We start from the raw sequence: 18,041 nt of genomic DNA on the forward strand, positions 1-18,041 counted from the left end.
ATCATGTTTAGTAATTATTTAAAGATTGCCTGGCGAAACCTGCTGAAGAATAAAACCTTTTCACTCATTAATATCATCGGCCTTGCATCCGGGCTTGCATGTTTTATACTCATTACACTCTACATCACGGACGAAGTGAGTTACGATCGCTACCACGAAAAAGCCGATCGTATCTATCGCATCAATTCTGATATACGTTTTGGCGGTACAGCTTTAAATATGGCGGTGAGTCCCGATCCGTTAGGAGCTACACTTAAAAAAGATTATCCACAGGTTGAACAGTTTACAAGAATTTATGCAAGCGAAGGTTCCAAGCTGTTTAAAAAAGACAACGTTTACATTACTGAAGAAAGGGTAGTGTATGCTGATTCAACCTTATTTGACGTGTTTACATTTCCTGCCATTGCCGGTAATCCAAAAACTGCGTTGAGTGAACCCAATACAGTTGTTGTTACTGAAAGCACAGCAAAAAAATATTTTGGTTCGGTTGAAGCTGCCATGGGAAAAACCATGGAATGTAATGATGAAAGAAACAGGCTGTATAAAGTAACGGCAGTGATAAAGGATATTCCCAAAAATTCTCACTTCATCTTTGATATGTTCTTGTCGATGGATAATGTGGAGTATAACTTTAATAATTTTCTGAGTCATAATTTTCATACCTACGTTATTCTGAAACCAGGCACAGACTACAAAGCATTTGAGAAAAACTTTGTACAGGTAATTGATAAATACATGTTGCCACAGGCAAAACAATTCATGCAGATTGAAAGCATGAAAGATTTTGAGAAAACAGGTAACAGACTTGCGTATTCGTTGATTCCGTTAAAAAGTATTCACCTGCATTCCGAAAGAGGTGTAGAGCTTGGCGTGAATGGCAGTATACAGTATGTTTATATTTTTGGTGCCGTAGCGCTGTTTATATTGCTTATTGCATGTATCAACTTTATGAATCTTTCCACTGCACGTTCGGCATCAAGAGCAAAAGAAGTTGGTATACGGAAAGTGTTGGGGACAGAAAAAAAATCGTTGATCCGCCAGTTTTTGGCTGAATCAACGCTTACCAGCTTTATTGCATTGCTGCTGGCGGTAGCATTCACATGGCTCACACTAAACTGGTTCAACGATCTTGCAGCAAAAGAATTTCATATAACTGATTTATTGCAACCCGGCTTCCTCTTATTCTTATTAGCAATGCCAATAGCAGTTGGTCTTGTTGCAGGAAGTTACCCGGCCTTCTTTCTTTCTTCCTTCAAACCCATAGCGGTTTTAAAAGGAAAAATGAACACGGGTTTTTCAAAGAGTAATTTGCGCAGTACGTTGGTGGTGTTCCAGTTTTTTACAACCATCTTATTGATCACAGGAACAATTGTTATTTACAGACAGCTGAATTATATACAATCAACAAAGATCGGCTTCAACAAAGAGCAGGTGTTGGTGGTTGATATTCCATCTATGAGCGGATCCACAGCAGAGTCGTTCAAAACGGAAGTTGCGAAACTTAGTAGCGTAAAGTCTGCTTCCTTTGCGGGTTTTTTGCCGGTGAGTAATTCAGCACGTAATGATAATACATGGTCAACAGAATCTGTAATGACAGAAAAGAACGGATTCAATATGCAGAACTGGCGAATTGACTATGATTATATTCCAACACTTGGAATGGAAATAGTTAAGGGACGTAATTTTTCTCCGCAATACGGTGGCGATTCAACAGCTTTAATTATCAATGAAGCCACTGCTGCATTAATTGGTGGTGGCGATCCTGTTGGAAGAAAACTTTATTCATCCGACGGGCAGAATCCCGTTGTTTATACAGTGATAGGTGTAGTGAAAAACTTCAACTATGAGTCGCTGAGGAAAAATGTATCGCCACTTGCTTTCAGACTTGGTAATAACAGGTGGGCTGCAGCGTTTCGTGTTGAAACAAAGGATATGAAAAATCTGCTGACACAGGTTGAATCAAAATTCAAAGCAATGGCACCCGGCATGCCATTCTCTTACAACTTTCTTGATGAATCGTTCGACAGAATGTATCGTGGTGAACAACGCATTGGGAAAATTGCGTTTGCATTTTCATTCCTGGCGATTCTTATTGCATGTCTGGGTTTGTTTGGTCTTGCAACCTATATGGCCGAGCAACGCACAAAAGAGATCGGCATCCGTAAAGTATTAGGTGCATCAGTTTCAGGTATTGTGCAAATGCTGAGCAAGGATTTTGTGAAGCTTGTATTGATTGCCTGCGTATTTGCAATACCACTTGCATGGTGGGCTATGAGCCAATGGTTGCAAAACTTTGCGTATCGTGTAAGTATTGGCTGGTGGGTATTTGCAGCTGCTGCTGTTATTGCATTGATCATTGCCGTGTTAACAGTGAGTTCGCAAGCGGTGAAAGCAGCATTGAGCAATCCTGTCAGAAGTTTACGGAACGAATAAACCTTACATCTATGTTCAGAAATTATATAAAAATTGCATGGCGTTCTTTGATGAAGAACAAAGTGTTTTCATTCATCAATATTTTTGGTTTGTCTGTTGGGCTTACCTGTTGTATGCTCATTGCCCTTTATATTTTTCATGAAACAGGTTATGACAGTTATCATAAAAATGGGGAGCGTGTTTATCGCTTAGGTACAGTTTTCATTGACCAAGGAGTAGAAGACATGGGAACAACTACAGCTGCACCTGTTGGAAGAATGCTGCAACAGGCATATCCTGAAATTGAAGCATCTGCACGTGTTCTTCATTTATTCCGTGATGATAAAACATTACTGCAGGTAAAAGAACAGAGCGGTGCAGTTAATTCCATTTATGAAACAAAGGGGTTATTGGCCGATTCAAATATTTTTAAGGTTTTAAGCTATCCATTTACAGAAGGTAATCCTGCAACTGCTTTGCAAGAACCAAATACTGTTGTACTGCATTCATCCATTGCTGAAAAACTTTTTGGAAACGAACCGGCACTCAATAAAATTATCCGCATCAGCAGCAGTACAAATGGTGACACTAGTTTCAGAGTTACAGGTGTGTTTGCAGATGCGTCCGGTCCAACACACCTTGAAGCAAGATTTTTCCTTTCGTTCAAAGGTGGTAATATGAACGGATTTGCTAATGATAACCCAGGCATAGTAAACAATAACATGTTTAACACATATGTATTGTTGAAGCAGGGAACAGATATTGCTAAACTGCAGGCAAAATTTCCGGCCTTTATCCAGCAACATCTTGGCGATCGTTTGAAGCAAATGGGAAAGCAACGTCGTTATTACCTCACACCTGTTTCAGATATTTATTTATCAGGCGTTGACAGCAGTGTGAGTAAAGGTGGCAGTAAAACATCGCTGTTCATTCTCGGTTCAATTGCTGTTCTTACTTTACTCATTGCCTGTATCAACTTCATGAATCTTTCAACTGCAAACTCTGCAAAGCGTGCCGCAGAAGTTGGCGTACGCAAAGTATTAGGCGCGGAAAAGCAATCGCTGTTAAGACAGTTCCTTGGTGAATCTCTGGTAATGGCAATGATAGGTTTATTCTTTGCACTTGGGTTTACGTTGTTGTTACTGCCTTTGTTCGAGAATGTATCCGGTAAAGTTTTTATACTCAACTTGCAACAAAAATTATTGCTGGGTGGATTGTTTATTGTATTAACGATCATTACCGGTTTGGTAGCCGGCAGCTATCCTGCATTTTATCTTTCTGCATTTAAGCCAATACAGGTGTTGAAAGGAAAATTGTCCAATTCACTTTCTGCTGTTTCATTAAGGAAAGGTTTAGTGGTGTTTCAGTTCATTATTTCTATTGTGTTGATCGTAGCATCTGTGGTTATTGCCAACCAAATGACTTTCCTGCAGGAGAAAGATCTCGGCTTTCAGAAAGATCAACAGATCGTTATCCCGTTGCGGACATCCAACGCAAAAAATAATTTCCAGACGTTTAAAAATGAGATAGCCAACAGCACCAGTATTAATTCTATTGGCACATCCATGGCTTATCCCGGCATTTTTAATCCGCAGGATTGGTTGATGTATCGGCAAGGCCAAAATATGAACAACTCCAAACAAGTGTTCATTAACATGGTTGATAATAGCTTCCTTCAAACGCTTGGTGTAAAACTATTGGCCGGTCGTTTATTCTCAGCTCAATTTTCGGCTGACACACTTACAAGTTTTGTGATCAATGAACAGGCAGTTAAGGAATTTGGATTTGCCAATGCGCAGGATGCAGTAGGGAAGTGGCTTGGTTTTGATATGGATGGTGAACAATACCGTTTCAATATTATTGGTGTTGTAAAAGATTTTCATTTTAAAGCGTTGCAGGAAACGATCGAACCTTTTGCATTTCGTTTTTATAACGATCCGTCAGCGGGCTTTAACTACGTGATCGCACAAACAAAAGCCACCGGGTTAAAAGCTGCGTTAACAACTTTAGAATCTACCTGGAACAAAATGAACCCCAACGAACCGTTTGAATATAGTTTTCTCGACCAGGATTTTCAAAAGAATTATGAAGCTGAGCAACGGCAGGCAACACTCATTAATTATTTCACACTGGTGGCGATCATTATTTCCTGTTTAGGATTATTTGGACTCGCAACATTCACTGCAGAGCAAAGAACAAAAGAAGTAGGTATTCGAAAAGTATTAGGCGCCAGTGTGTATGGAGTTGTTGCATTGCTGTCAAAAGACTTTCTGAAGCTGGTAACCGTTGCTGTCTTAATTGCATCGCCACTTGCATGGTTTGTAATGAACAAGTGGTTGCAGAATTTTGCTTATCAAACTTCCATTACATGGCAGGTGTTTGTATTAACAACGCTTGTTTCAATTGCCATTGCTTTTATTACGATCAGTTTCCAGGCAGTGAAAGCCGCACTTGCTAACCCCGTAAAAAGTTTACGCACCGAATAAAACTAACTTTATGCTCAAAAACTATTTCAAGATCGCTTTCAGAAATTTATGGCGCAACAAGCTGTATAGCTTCATTAATATTTCTGGCTTGGCAATGGGTATTGCAGCATTCCTGTTGATACTGCAATATGTAAGTTTTGAGAAGAGCGTAAATGGGTTTCATAAAAACCTGTCATCGATTTATCGATTGTTGAATGAAGATCAAAAAGGACAAACATGGCCCCAGGTTGAGCCGGGTTGGGCACAACGGGCAAAAGAAAGTTTTCCCGAAATAAAAGACTATTGCAGATTTGAAGAAGGTGCCGGACAAGGAATTGTTCGTCGTGATATAGAGAAAGCGGAACCATTCAGAGAAACAGAGATTGGTTATGCAGAAGGGAATTTCTTTGAGTTCTTTAGTTTTAAAGTAATTGAAGGACAGGCAGCAGCATTTAAAAAATCAAATGTTGTGTTTCTTTCACAAGCCGCCGTAAAAAAATATTTTGCGAAAGATGATCCAATGGGTCAATCATTGACTTTGTACAACCAGTTTGGTAAAGCAACCTATGTTGTAGAAGGGGTGTATGAAATACCTGAGAATTCAGACATCCGGTTTGATATGGTTTTTTCGCTGGCAACATTGAAAAATCCTGCTAACCTCAACGGAAATGATTGGGCCGAACTTGATAATCTCAATTCACAATACATCAATACCTATTTCCGGTTAAGTGAAGGTGCTGATCATAAACTACTGGAACAAAAATTAACCACACTCAGAACACAGCTTAAAAAAGATAAAGATGGATTGCAGTTTCGTTTGCAATCATTTGCCAATGTGCATTTGCCCGCATCGTTCAGCGATTATTATCAAACAAGCGGCAATCTGAAATATGTGTACATCCTTGGTATTATTGCGTTATTGATTCTTGCAATAGCATGGTTTAACTATATCAATCTTTCAACCGCTAATTCATTGAAACGTGCCGGTGAAGTTGGAGTACGAAAAGTAGTAGGTGCATCCCGTCAATCGCTGGTGATGCAGTTCCTCGGCGAATCGTTATTGGTAAACCTGATTGGATTTGGGCTGGGCTTGTTGATCGTTCAACTTATCCAACCATTGTTCAATGATATTGTTGGCAAAGAGCTTTCGTTGTCGTCCTTGTTATATACAAAAACATGGATGATCGGATTGCTGCTGCTGATAACAGGCTCATTGCTTTCCGGTGCTTATACTGCTTTCAGTCTGTCGGGTTTCAATCCTATTGAGACATTGAAAGGTAAATTTATCAAAACAACAAAGGGCGTGGTGTTACGAAAGTCGCTGGTTGTTTTTCAGTTTGCCATTTCAATTGGCTTACTGCTCGTTACTGCATTTATTTATCAGCAATTAAATTATATGCAGAATAAGAACCTTGGCGTAAATACAGAACAATTGCTGGTGATCCGCGGCCCGCAGGTGGGGCGTGACAGTACGTATAAAGACCGAAGGAATGCATTCGTTAATATGATCGCTCAACAGAGTTTTGTAAAAGATTATGCGTTGAGTGGCAGCGTGCCGGGTAATGGATTCAATTTTGCGACATCAGGTTTCACTCAGCCGGGTTCACGAAAGGGAGATGAGTTTAAATCGTTTTCATTTACATTGATCGATGATCGCTATCTCAATACTTATCAGATCGGCTTGGCAGGTGGTCGCACATTTACACAGGCAGAAACTATGGTGGAGTGGAATGACAATGATAAAGTGCTGATGAATGAAAAAGCGATTGAAGAGCTGGGCTTTAAATCGGTAGAAGATGCTTTGAATACAAAAATACAATGGGATGAGCGTAAGCTGCAGATTGTGGGAGTGGTAAAGAATTACCATCATACCGGTTTACAACGTGCCATTGAACCGATCATTTTCTATCCGCAAAGCAACAGTGCTTACTTTACTGTACGACTGAGTTCAGATAAAATACAGGACAACGTAGCCAGGCTGGAGAAGTTATTTAAGTCCTATTTCATCAACAATCCATTTGAGTATTTTTTTGCGGATGATAATTTTAATAAACAGTATATCACCGAACAACAGTACAGTCGCCTGTTTACAACTGCATCGGTATGGGCCATCATCATTGCCTGTTTGGGATTGTTTGGATTGGCTACTTATACTGTTGAATCAAGAACAAAAGAAATTGGTGTACGCAAAGTGTTAGGCGCAAGTGTACTCACCATTGCACAATTATTATCAAAAGATTTTTTGCGGCTGGTTCTTCTTGCATTTGTAATTGCTACACCTGTTGCGTGGTTTGCAATGAATAAATGGTTACAGGATTTTGCTTATCGCATCAATTTGTCATGGTGGGTATTTGTAGTAGCTGGTATTGCTGCACTGGGCATTGCAGTTATTACCATAAGTTTCCAGGCAATCAAAGCGGCCGTAGCTAACCCGGTAAAAAGTTTACGAACAGAATAAAAACTTACATCATGTTCAAAAATTATTTGAGCTTGTCATTTAGACGCCTGTTCAGGAATAAATTTCACACCACTATCAATTTGGTTGGTTTGGTGATTGGTTTTACCATTGGCCTTGTGGTATTACTTGCTGTTTATGGTCAATTCACGTTTGACAAAAATCATATTAACCGGGATAAGATTTACCAGGCATACCATGTATTTCATAAAGCAAGTGGCGATGAAATCGGTAATACTTTTGGATTTCCTGCTGCCGAAAAATTTAAAGCGGAAGCAACCGCTGTCGACAAAGCAACACGATTCTTACATGGAAGTAATGCAGTGCTGTATAATGAAAAGGAAGTTGATATCACAACAATGTTGGTCGATGAGGATTTTCTGCAAATGTTTACATTCCCTGTCGTAAAAGGTAACGCTGCTAATCCGTTAAGCAATCTCTCAAATATTGTGATCACTGAAAAAACAGCAAAGATCATTTTTGGTGACGAAGATCCGATTGGAAAAACGATCAAGTTGCCTCTTGGTGATGAGTTAAAAGAAATGATTGTTTCTGCAGTGGTAAAAGATATTCCAAAAAACTCATCGTTTCGGTTTGGTGCGTTGGCCCGCACTGAAGTTCGGCCTGATTATACCGTAGACAAAACAAACTGGAACAACCAGCATCATCCTGTATTTGTTCAGTTGAAGGAAACAGGCACCGTGCAGCAAGCTGAGCAGCAATTACGCACAATCAATCAAAAATATCTCACAGAGTGGTCGGCAAGTTTAAAACGTGAAGGAGCAATTCCTGATAAGAAGGGAGATTTATTCACCACACATTTGCTGTCGTTGAAAGATGTACATTTTTCACCACGGATTAACAATATTGGAAACTCGGTGAACAAAGCTGAACTCGTTGCCATGCTGGCAATCAGTTTGTTGATCATTTTAATTGCGTGTTTCAATTTTGTAAATATCAACCTGGCGAATGCATTTACAAGGAGCAAAGAAATTGGTGTACGCAAATGCCTGGGTGCAGCAAAAGACAGCTTGTTTCTGCAATTGTGGAGCGAAAGTTTTATTGTATGCAGCATTGCATTTGTATTTTCATTAGTTCTCACAAATATTATTATCGGCATTATACAACGTCAGTCGCCATCGAATATGCCGTTGGATGAATTGTTATGGAACCCGGGCTATTTGTTGATGACGTTTGGCCTGTTGTTACTGGTTTCCTTCATTGCCGGTGGATATCCTTCATGGTTGATGGCAAAGCTGAAAGTGGTGGAAACACTCAAAGGAAAAATATCGCTCAAGCGGAAAAGCATTGCACGCAGTTCGTTAATCGTCATGCAGTTTGTGATAGCCTGTATCATGATCAGCAGTACACTAATTATCTACAGTCAGTTTAAGTTTATGCAAAACGCCGATTTGGGTGTTAACAAAGAATATGTGATCGTAATTCCATTTCATAAACCGGAAAAAGGGTTGAGTAATATTGAGAAGCTGCGTTCACGACTTTCGTCAAATCCTGCTATTATTTCTTTAACGGGCAGCAGTGTAAATATTGGTGTAGGTAAAGACGGTATTACTACAAAAATGACTAACCGTTTTGGTTACAAGGGCGGAGAGATCAATACGAACCTGGCTTATATTGACTATGATTATTTAAAAACGTTTGACATCAAACCAATTGAAGGAAAGGATATCGATCTTTCTTATGCGGCCGATAGCTTACCGCATGTATTGCTCACAGAAAGTGTAGCGAAGCAATTCAACGAAAAGCAAATTGCAGGGCAAAAAATAGTTGTGGACAGTAGTTCCCCCGCATGGAATATTGTGGGCGTGATTCCCGATTTCCACATGTACTCGATGCGTGAAACAAAAGAGCCGATTGCTCTTGTAATGAACAAGAATGAACAAGTGCGTTACTGTTTCATTAAAACCAATGCGCAGAACAAAGTAGCGGTAATGGAAGCGGTAAAAAAAGAAATGGCCATCCTTGAACCGGGACGTGAATTCAAAGGATCGTTCATGGATGATAATATCAACAACTGGTACAAGCAGGAGAAAATGATGTCGATCATACTGAGCATTGCGGCCGCTATTGCTATCACATTATCCTGCATGGGTTTGCTGGCAATGGTATTACTCATTATTCAGCAACGCATAAAGGAAATTGGTGTGCGTAAAGTGTTAGGTGCAAGCGTACCAAACATCTCTTATCTCATTTCAAAAGAGTTTTTATTGTTGGTGCTGATTGCTGTATTGATCGCTACACCAATTTCATGGCTCGCTATGAATAAATGGTTGCAATCATTTGCTTATCGCATCGATATAAATATCTGGATGTTTATACTCGTGGCAGTAATAGCACTATTGTTTGCGCTCATCACTATTTGTTATAACACGGTGAAGGCTGCTGTGGCAAACCCGGTAAAAAGTTTACGAACAGAATAAATTAAACCGATGATCAGGAATTTTCTAAAAGTAGCATGGCGTAACCTGTGGAAGAATAAATTATTCTCCTTTATCAACATAGTGGGGCTGGGGCTTGCGATTCCATTTGCATTACTGAGTTTAATGCAGGTGCAAAGTGCGTATGAGTTTGATAATTTTCATCCTTATCCCGAACGTACATTCAGGATCATTACAGATGTAACAGATAATGTGGGCACAAAAACAAAATATGCTCTGTCGCCGGTTGCCGCATCAGAACAATTAAAACAAGGCTATCCCTATATTGAACAATCCACCTTTGTGGTGCGTGATTTTGGTTGGCAGTTAAACAACCGTTTGAAAACGATCGATGTAAACAGCATTTATGTAGAACCCGGTTTCTTCGACATGTTTGGATTTCAGTTGGATAAAGGCACAAAACCCGTTGAGCCAAACACATTGGTGTTAACGAAAGAAAAAGCTGAAGTGTTTTTCGGAACTGGTGATCCTGTTGGTAAAACACTCAGCCATCCCGATTATGGCGAGTTTACAGTAACAGGTGTATTAAAACCTTATAAACGTAATACGCATTTACGTAGCGACATCATGGTTTCAATGGCTACCTATAAGCGTATATCAAAAGATACAGTGCTTGCATCATTGAGTGGGTTCACTTATGTATTACTCAAGCCAGGACTTCAAGACAAAAACCTTGATGCTGCATTAGCAGCTATTTCTTCTAAATTAAATAAACAAGCTGCATCGCTTTCCCAGAAACAAACGCTTCAATTCAGAAAACAATACATCAGCAAACTCGCTCCTGACTTTGACGATCTGCGTGGGAATGCTTATGTAGAATCGTTACTTGACCTAGCTGTTAACTTTGGTTTTGCATTGGCGTTGCTCTTGTTGGCCGGCTTTAACTATGTGAATCTAACATTGGCCCGTTCATTAAGTCGTTCAAAAGAAGTAGGTGTGCGCAAAGTTGCAGGTGCATTGCGTTATCAATTGGTGTGGCAGTTTATTTGCGAAGCAATTCTGGTTGCATTGCTTGCATTGATAGTTGGTTTTATTATGCTCAAACTCATGGAGCAGTTCAGTTATGTAAACTGGTTTGCGTGGGATGTTGATAATAAAATTGTTATTTGGGTTGTGTTCATTGTCTTCGCCGTTTTTATCGGCATGCTTGCTGGTTTTATTCCTGCAAGAATACTTTCAAGCTTTCAACCGGCAAAAGTGTTGAAGGGAACAATAAGTCCGTCTTCATTTGGTAAGATGGGTTTACGAAACACCCTCGTTGTTATCCAGTTTGTAGCAACTTCTCTTTTTATTTTTCTTACCGCAACGTTGTACAGCCAGTTTAAATACATGGCAACAGATAATGAAAATTTTAACCGGGAACAGATTTACAATATTTCGCTTAATGGTGATTACAGGTTGTTGAAGAATGATATTGCAGCGAACAAATCCGTGGAGCGGGTAGGGATGGTTTCAACTCCATTTGGCGGGAGCTCGGCTCAATGTGCCATCAAAAAAAATAACCAGGAAAAAAATATTGAAGCTAGCTATTATGCTGCAGATGCTGATTTTGTGACCAACATGAATTTGCAGATCATTGCGGGTAAAAATCTTCCATCATCAGTCGGCGATTCAATTTCTGATTTTGTATTGGTTAACGAGCAGGCATTGGCATGGTTGGGCTTAGGTATACCGCAGGAAGCGATCGGTAAAGTGATTCACTTAAATAACAGCCGCCAGGTTACCATTCATGGTGTAGTAAAAGATTTCTGCTACTACGTGTACCAGTTTCAAACAAAGCCACTGGTGTTACAATACAATCCATCACAGTTTCATGTGTTGAGCATTAAAACCAAAACAGCTGTGGAAGATGCTGTATTTAAAAGTGAGATTAACAACATTTGGAAAAAATATCATCCACATGAAGAACTGGCATTCTCCAATTATCAAAAAGATTTGTATGATCGTTATTTTCCCGGACGAGATATGCGGTTCATGGGAATGTTTTGCGTTGTTGTGTTAGTGATTGCGGTAATGGGTTTATTGGGTATTGTTACCTATCATACAGAAAGACGTGTGAAAGAGATTGGCATACGTAAGGTAATGGGTGCATCAGTACCTGCGATCATAAAAGAATTATCAAGGAGTTTTGTAAAGCTCATTATTATTTCTGCCGGCATTGCATTGCCTGTTAGTTATATGGCAGGTTATGTTTTCATCAACCTGTTTACATATAATGATGGGATCAATATCCTGATGTTGTGCCTGCTCTTCTGCAGTATTTTCACCATAGCCTTGTTTACCATTATCTATAAATCAATGCAGGCAGCAGCAGCTAACCCGGTTAAAAATTTACGAACAGAATAAACCTTATCAATATGTTTAGAAATTATCTCAAAACAGCAATGCGCAACCTGGGTAGAAACAGAACGTTTGCAATGATCAACGTTATTGGTCTTGTACTCGGGTTAGCCGTTTTTATTCTTATAATGCTTTGGGTGCAATATGAGATGAATTATAATGGGTTTCATAAAGACAAGGATAGGATTGCTGCGATTATGAGCAATCAAAAGTTTGAGAATGGTGAAGTGCAAACTTTCCCCGCTGTTCCGGCTTTATTAGCGCCGGCAATTCAAAAAGACCTGTCAGCTGTTGAGTATGCAGCTAATGTATCATGGGGCGACGAAAGACAATTTACGGTTGGTGATAAAAATTTTGTGGAGAATGGATTGTATGTTAGCCCGGAGTTCCTGAAAATTTTCAACTTCCCATTGCTGAATGAAAACGCAAAGGATGTCTTAACACAGCCAAATACGATATTGATTACTGAAAAGCTTGCACAAAAATATTTTGGCAATGAAAACCCTGTTGGAAAAGTAATAACAATTGAACAAAATAAAGCATACCGGGTTGAAGCAGTTCTGAGAGATGTGCCTGAGCATGCAACTTTGCGGTTTGATTACCTGATGCCGGTAAGCGATTATTTGAACGGATCGGAAGGTGGAAGTGCAAACTGGGAAATAAGTAATATGCGTGCTTATTTAAAGTTGAAACCGGGTGTTGACAAAGAGCAATTCGAAAAGAGCTTTACAAACATACTTGCAAAGTATACGAATAAGCAGCCGCAAACAACTAATTTTCTTTGGGCACTTGAAGATTGGTACCTGCGTTATGATTTTAAAGATGGAAAGTATGCTGGCGGAGGAAGAATCGCTTATGTAAAACTGTTTATTGCTATTGCCTTCTTTATTTTATTATTGGCTTGCATCAATTTCATGAATCTATCAACTGCAAGGGCAACGCAGAGAGCGAAGGAAGTAGGTGTGCGCAAGGTAATTGGTGCAGGCCGCAGTTCATTGGTAAAGCAATTCATGAGTGAGTCAATTCTTCTTTCACTCATTTCGGGAATTATTGCTGTAGCTGTTGTGCTGTTCACACTGCCTCTGTTCAATTCATTTTTTGGTAAGAATATCAATATTGATTTTACTGATTGGGAAAATGTATGTGCCTTTCTCTCAATTATACTCATTACCGGATTGCTTGCAGGCAGTTATCCTGCATTCGTACTTTCATCGTTCAAGCCAATAAAGGTTTTAAAGAATGTATTTGTATCTCCAGATAAGGGTTCTGTTTTTATACGAAAGGGATTGGTGGTTGCACAGTTTGTGGTGTCAGTTGCATTGATCGTTGGCACTATCATCATTTCGCAACAGGTAAATTATATACAGAACCGTGACCTTGGCTTTAATAAAGAACATTTGATTTGGTTTCCTAACCATGTGCCAGCGGAAAAAAATGAAACATTCATTCGTGAGTTGAATAAAGTACCGGGTGTTATCAGCGCATCGCAGGCATCAATTACGTTTACCATGTCAAATAGTCGTGGCACACAGGTTAGCTGGCCGGGAAAAAAGCAAGGGCAGGATGTATTCTTCAGTTTTGTGGCAAGCAGCAGCGATTTGGTAGAGACTATGGGTTTAACATTGACTCAGGGCAATACATTCACTGGTAATTATTCAGCAGATACAAGCAAGGTGTTGGTTAATGAGGAGGCAGTGAAACGTATGGGTTTAAAGAATCCTGTTGGACAAACGTTGGATCTTTATTATGGAAAAGCAACAATTGCGGGAGTAGTGAAAGATTTTCATTTTGAATCGTTACACAGCCCGATCGCTCCTGCTATTATTATGTGCAGACCGGATTGGACATGGCTGATGTATGTACGCACCGATGGGAACAACATGCAACAAACACTTGCAAGAGTTGAAGAAGTTTATAAAAAGATGGCACCCGGATTTGTATTTGAATATAATTTTCAGGATAAGGAATATGAGCGATTGTACAAAAGTGAATCGCAGATCGGTATATTGGTCAATTGGTTTACTTTTTTTGCGGTACTTATTTCCTGTCTGGGATTGTTTGGTCTTACAGCATACACAGTTGAAAGAAAAGCAAAAGAAATTGGTATTAGAAAAGTACTGGGTGCATCTGTATTGGGTATTGTAACGATGTTGTCAAAAGAATTTGTAGTACTGGTGCTTTTGTCAATATTGATTTCTGCTATTCCAGCATATTACTTTATGAATGGCTGGCTGCAGAACTATGCTTACCGTATTGATTTACATTGGTGGGTATTCATGTTTGCAGGTGTATTCGCATTACTGATAGCACTCGTTACTGTAAGCCTGCAGGCAATAAAAGCCGCGGTTACCAATCCGATCAAAAGTTTAAGAACCGAATAAATAAAAAGGAAGATATGTTAGTTCAACTTAAGAATTTATTTAAATGGGTTACAGTTGGTGGTAACCGTACATTTCTGCTGAAGGATATTAATCTTGAAGTAGAAGAAGGGGAATTTATTTCCATCATGGGCCCATCAGGTTCAGGAAAATCCACCTTGCTGAATGTAGTTGGTATGCTAGATGGTTTTGATGAAGGCGAGTATAATTTCCTGCATGAAAGTGTACACAAGTTAAAAGAGAAACAGCGGGCACAGTTGTATAAGCAATACATCGGTTTTGTTTTTCAACAATATCACTTGATCGACGAGTTGACTGTGTATGAAAATATTGAAACCCCATTGCTATACCAGGATGTAAAAGGCAGTGAACGAAAAGCAATGGTGGCCGATATGCTTGATCGCTTCAATATCGTAGGAAAAAAAGATTTGTATCCGACGCAATTGAGTGGAGGACAGCAACAGCTTGTAGGTGTTGCACGTGCATTAATTGCAAAGCCCAAATTGATCCTTGCGGATGAGCCAACAGGTAATCTCAACTCCAAACAAGGGGAAGAGATAATGGAATTATTTAAAGAACTTAACAAAGAAGGAGTAACCATTATTCAGGTTACCCATAGTGAAAAGAATGCAGCGTATGCAGGTCGAACGATTCATTTGCTCGATGGACGTGTTGAACAACAGGTAAAAAATCAATAAAATAGTTATGCGGATAGTCAGTTTAGCTCTGTGCTTTATTGTGATCGGTTTTATTTCAACAGCACAGCAGTTTAGTTTAAAGCAATGTATTGATACAGCATTGAACCGGAATATTCTTGTGCAGCAAACAGGATTGGCGATGCAATCGGCTGAAGTTGATAAGAACCAGGCGAGGATGAACCTGTTGCCCAATGTAAACAGCCGTTGGAACTACGGCAACAACTTTGGTCGTAACGTTGATCCCATTACAAACACTTATACCAATAATCAACTATCGTCTTCCAATGCTGGTTTAGATGCCGGCGTGATCTTATTTAATGGCATGCGGTTGCAGAATTTAATTCAGCAAACTAATTTTTCGCATAAGGCAGCGGAGTTGGATTATAAACAGGCAAAAGATAATCTTGTGCTGAATGTGATATTGGCTTATATGCAGGTGCTGGTAAGCGATGATGTCTTGAATGTATCCCGTGCACAATTGCTGGTGACCAAAAAGCAGATCGAACGAATGGAAATCTTGGTGAAAGAAGGTTCAGCAGGAAATTTTCAGTTGACAGATATGAAAGGGCAAATGGCAAATGAGCAGATCAACATTGTGAACCTCGAGAACAGTTTGCAGCAGGCAAAGCTTACGTTAGGTCAGCTGATGAATATTTCTTATACTGCTTCGTTGCAGTTAGAAAGGGATATTCAATTGAATGAAACGTTCTATGCACAAAGTTCGCAGGAAGTAATTGCAGCTGCAATGGAATACATGTCGTTGGTGAAAGCAAATGAGTTTAGAGTGAAAAGTGCTGAGAAAAATATACAGATCGCAAAAAGCGGTTATTATCCAACGATCAGTTTAGGTGCAAGTGCAGGAAGCAGTTATTCAAATTTGTTTACCCGGTTGATACCTACAACTATTTCTGAAGTAGAAACAGGAACTTATATCAAAAGTGGTAGTGCTCGCACGCCTGTGTACAGGGAGATACAAAACTTTTCCACTTCTTCCGTTGGTTATTTTAAACAGATGGAAAACAACCTTGGTTTTTTTGCAGGTTTAAATATGCAGATACCCATTTTTAATAATCTGCAAACGAAGAACCGTGTAAAACAGGCTAGGCTGCTGCTCAAAAATACGCAGCTCAATGCAGAGAACACGAACTATCAATTGAAACAAAACATTGAGCAGGCTTGGCTAAATATGCAGGCTGCTTATAACCGCTGTTCAATGATAAAAGAGCAGCTCTCGAATTTTGAAGAATCATTCCGGGCTGCTGAGGTTCGCTTTGAAAGTGGTGTGATCAATGCTGCGGAATTTCTCATTGCAAAAAATAATCTCGACCGGACGAAGATCAATCTTGTGCAAACGCAATACGAGTATAGCTTCAGAACAAGGCTGCTCGATTTTTACCAGGGCAAATAATAGTAAATGATTTGAACAACCGATTGCATTTTGTTTTTTGCTGCATTTTAATAATCTTTAGGTGAAGCGAAGCCCGCTTCATCCAAAACGATTATCATGCAGAAAAAAGTTTTCAGCCTGTTGGTTTTCATCAATATTATTGGTTCTCTTCATGCGCAAACCTACCATCCATCAGCAGCGAATATTGCAGCCCGTAAACAATTCCAGAATGATAAGTTTGGAATGTTCATTCATTGGGGAGCATCAAGCGTACTTGGTGCAGGCGAGTGGGTAATGAACAACCGTAACATCAAGATCAAAGATTACCAGCAGTTGTTGCACATCTTTAATCCGGAACAGTTCAACGCAGCCGAGTGGGTGAAGACTGCAAAAGATGCAGGTATGCATTATATCGTTTTTATCACAAGACATCATGATGGTTTTTCAAACTGGGATACAAAATATTCTGATTGGAAGATCACCAATACGCCTTACGGCAAAGATGCATTACGTCAATTGGCAGATGAATGTAAAAAGCAAGGCATGAAACTCGGGTTGTATTATTCAACATTGGATTGGTACCGCAACGATTATCCTTATGAAACAGGAAGAACAGGAAAAGGTACAGGTCGCACTGAAAAAAGTAATTATGCTTCTTACCTGCAGTTCATGAAAAACCAGCTCACTGAGTTATTAACGAATTATGGGGAAGTGATGTCGATCTGGTTTGACGGACATTGGGATCAAACAAATGTAGAGGGCAGTAAAGACAGAACTTCCCGTATCGATTGGAAGTACGATGAAATTTATTCGCTCATTCACAAACTGCAGCCGCAGTGTATGATCGGTAACAATCATCATCTTGATCCGATCGATGGGGAAGATTTTCAGATGTTTGAAAAGGATTTGCCCGGACAGAATAAATCAGGCTTCAGCTATCATGCACCGTCAGATCAGTTACCATTGGAAACCTGTGAAACCATCAACAACTCATGGGGTTATAATATTACCGACGACCGTTATAAAACAACCAAAGAGATCATTCATTATTTAGTGAATGCTGCTTCGTTGAATGCAAATCTTCTATTGAATGTCGGTCCCATGCCAAACGGAAAAATTCAAACTGAATTTGTAGATACATTGAAAATGGTTGGCAACTGGTTGCAGAAAAATGGCCAAACCATTTACGGCACTAGAGGAAACACGATCGCTACACAAAAATGGGGTGTAGGTACAGCAAAAGAAAAACGTTTGTACTTGCATGTCTTCAAAACAGAGAATCCTAAATATATTTTTATTCCTGACTTTACTACAAAGCTGAAATCAGTTACGCTTTTTGGTTCTAACAAAAGCGTACGTTTTAAGCAACAGCAAGAGGGGACGTTTATTTATCTCGATGGTATCAAGCTGGACGAGATCGATACAATATTGGAAGCCGAATTGTAAC

The 18,041-nt window shown here is 39.6% G+C and carries 9 protein-coding genes; all 9 read left to right on the plus strand.

The features are described from left to right. Nucleotides 1–3: 3 nt before the first annotated feature. The 9 genes from WG954_RS21230 to WG954_RS21270 all read left to right on the plus strand — a co-directional run bounded on the left by WG954_RS21230 (nt 4) and on the right by WG954_RS21270 (nt 18,040). A complete protein-coding gene (locus WG954_RS21230; protein WP_340439110.1) occupies nt 4–2,433 on the plus strand; it encodes an ABC transporter permease in 2,430 nt (809 codons plus the stop codon). Nucleotides 2,434–2,444: 11 nt separating this feature from the next. After that, on the plus strand, nt 2,445–4,898 hold the full coding sequence (locus WG954_RS21235) for an ABC transporter permease (RefSeq protein WP_340439111.1): 2,454 nt from the start codon (nt 2,445–2,447) through the stop codon (nt 4,896–4,898). Between the two features lie 10 nt (nt 4,899–4,908). After that, on the plus strand, nt 4,909–7,335 hold the full coding sequence (locus WG954_RS21240) for an ABC transporter permease (protein ID WP_340439112.1): 2,427 nt from the start codon (nt 4,909–4,911) through the stop codon (nt 7,333–7,335). Between the two features lie 32 nt (nt 7,336–7,367). Then, on the plus strand, nt 7,368–9,773 hold the full coding sequence (locus tag WG954_RS21245) for an ABC transporter permease (RefSeq protein ID WP_340439113.1): 2,406 nt from the start codon (nt 7,368–7,370) through the stop codon (nt 9,771–9,773). 9 nt (nt 9,774–9,782) lie between these two features. Beyond that, nucleotides 9,783–12,137 carry an ABC transporter permease gene (locus tag WG954_RS21250; protein ID WP_340439115.1) on the plus strand — a complete coding sequence of 785 codons (2,355 nt, stop codon included), beginning with the start codon at nt 9,783–9,785 and terminating at the stop codon, nt 12,135–12,137. 11 nt (nt 12,138–12,148) lie between these two features. Beyond that, the gene (locus tag WG954_RS21255; protein WP_340439116.1) at nt 12,149–14,512 is read left to right on the plus strand and encodes an ABC transporter permease; all 2,364 of its coding nucleotides are present in this window, start codon (nt 12,149–12,151) and stop codon (nt 14,510–14,512) included. Between the two features lie 14 nt (nt 14,513–14,526). Continuing rightward, nucleotides 14,527–15,207, plus strand: coding sequence for an ABC transporter ATP-binding protein (locus tag WG954_RS21260; RefSeq protein ID WP_340439117.1), 681 nt, complete (start codon nt 14,527–14,529; stop codon nt 15,205–15,207). A 7-nt stretch (nt 15,208–15,214) separates the two neighbouring features. Further along, nucleotides 15,215–16,615, plus strand: a complete 1,401-nt coding sequence (locus WG954_RS21265) for a TolC family protein (protein WP_340439118.1) — start codon at nt 15,215–15,217, stop codon at nt 16,613–16,615. A gap of 96 nt (nt 16,616–16,711) precedes the next feature. After that, on the plus strand, nt 16,712–18,040 hold the full coding sequence (locus tag WG954_RS21270) for an alpha-L-fucosidase (protein WP_340439119.1): 1,329 nt from the start codon (nt 16,712–16,714) through the stop codon (nt 18,038–18,040). Nucleotide 18,041 lies beyond the last annotated feature (1 nt).

It is taken from the genome of Lacibacter sp. H375 (genome assembly GCF_037892425.1).
GTDB lineage: Bacteria > Bacteroidota > Bacteroidia > Chitinophagales > Chitinophagaceae > Lacibacter.

Coding starts and splice junctions, on each gene's coding strand:
- WG954_RS21230 (WP_340439110.1), top strand. CDS start 4: ATGTTTAGTAATTATTTAAAGATTGCCTGGCGAAACCTGCTGAAGAAT.
- WG954_RS21235 (WP_340439111.1), top strand. CDS start 2,445: ATGTTCAGAAATTATATAAAAATTGCATGGCGTTCTTTGATGAAGAAC.
- WG954_RS21240 (WP_340439112.1), top strand. CDS start 4,909: ATGCTCAAAAACTATTTCAAGATCGCTTTCAGAAATTTATGGCGCAAC.
- WG954_RS21250 (WP_340439115.1), top strand. CDS start 9,783: ATGATCAGGAATTTTCTAAAAGTAGCATGGCGTAACCTGTGGAAGAAT.
- WG954_RS21255 (WP_340439116.1), top strand. CDS start 12,149: ATGTTTAGAAATTATCTCAAAACAGCAATGCGCAACCTGGGTAGAAAC.
- WG954_RS21260 (WP_340439117.1), top strand. CDS start 14,527: ATGTTAGTTCAACTTAAGAATTTATTTAAATGGGTTACAGTTGGTGGT.
- WG954_RS21265 (WP_340439118.1), top strand. CDS start 15,215: ATGCGGATAGTCAGTTTAGCTCTGTGCTTTATTGTGATCGGTTTTATT.
- WG954_RS21270 (WP_340439119.1), top strand. CDS start 16,712: ATGCAGAAAAAAGTTTTCAGCCTGTTGGTTTTCATCAATATTATTGGT.